Annotated in this window: 1 protein-coding gene and 1 pseudogene; both read right to left on the reverse strand. The window is 36.9% G+C overall.

Annotation, left to right across the window (positions count from 1 at the left end; genetic code table 11):
* A pseudogene (locus JK188_RS17390) lies at positions 1 to 452 on the reverse strand (surface lipoprotein assembly modifier); the annotation flags it as partial.
* Between the two features lie 64 nt (positions 453 to 516).
* A complete protein-coding gene (locus JK188_RS17395; protein ID WP_211885497.1) occupies positions 517 to 1269 on the reverse strand; it encodes a Slam-dependent surface lipoprotein in 753 nt (250 codons plus the stop codon).
* Positions 1270 to 1366: the final 97 nt, after the last annotated feature.

Consider the following 1366-nt stretch of genomic DNA (forward strand, 5'->3'; position numbering starts at 1 on the left):
CTATTTTTTATATAGACATGAGCCAGTTTCATTTCAGCAAACACTGAGTTAGGGTTTCCATTAACTATTTTTAAATAAAACTTAAGTGACAATGGGTAATCCCCATTAAAGTAAGCTCTTTCTGCAGAAATATAATCCACCATACCTTTATCGTGATTTTTATCATTTAGATAATCAGGTAATAGTTCATCGATTTTTTGAAATTGCTGCCGATTGGTTAAATCATAAAGAATAAAACCAAGGTCGTCGACAGTTTTATTAATTTTAATTGGGATTATAATGGGGGATTTATTCCTTGTGTTATTTATTTCCGTTAAAACTTCAATTATCTGTTCATATTGTTGATGGCCATAATTTTGTTCAGAAAATGAATTTGCAGAAAACAATAATAGAATTAACACCTCAATATTGTTTATTATTTTTTTCATCTCTCTTTCCTGTTCTTTTTCCATAAAAATACAGGTAGGCAAAATCACTTTTGCCTACCTGATGAATATACAGCGCTAAATTAAAAGATTACTCTTGGTTCTGACTACCACCAAATGCAGTATCATATTTGTGGTCACTATTAAACACTGCGACACCACCAACATGTTCCGCATTCTCACCAAAGAAGCGCCCGTAACTTAAACCTAATACTGTATCATTGGCAGTTGCTGAACCTGAGAATGAACCTGCATCCTGTATTTGCCCCTCGAGAGCAATTTTTAACTCCTCACCTTGTAATGAACCCGTGTAATCCTTATCACCAAAGTCGGCTTCAAATGTACCAGAGAGTTGTTTCTCTCCATCATATTGGTTGATACCAGCAATGGTGTAAGTGGCTTTACCTTCGGTAGGAACTGCCGTTGTGGCGTCTAGGCCAGAGAAGAATGCCGTATGTTTAGCATCGTCTTCCTTTCCAGTTTGTGACCAATCACCGTAGTAAATTTCAGCATCTGCTACCTTAGAAAATTGAAATTTACCCATACCTGAATGACTTAATGGCCCGCCACTATTGACTATTGTTACATCTTCGTCTGTTTTTGTTCCCATCTTAGTCAGACCTAATAATGAAATTGTTTTTCCTCCTGCAATACTACGATGACCAACGCCAGGATCACCCAATTGACCTCCATGTGGACCTCTCACAACTTCCGTTCCAGCAACACGAATATCCGATCTTTCTGTCTCATACGTTTGGCTCTGTGCAGATTCCGTTACCGCACTCGCACAAGTAGAAACCCCCACCAACATAGCAATTAATGTAACTTTAGTGCTTTTATTCATAAGTTATTTCCTTATATATAAATAAGAAATTAAAGGGAGATGATACTTTTTGCTTTGTACTCTTGGACGTATTTGTGGGCCCACAAATTGAAAATGA

It is taken from the genome of Providencia sp. JGM181, assembly GCF_018257375.1.
Taxonomy (GTDB): Bacteria; Pseudomonadota; Gammaproteobacteria; order Enterobacterales; family Enterobacteriaceae; genus Providencia; species Providencia lanzhouensis.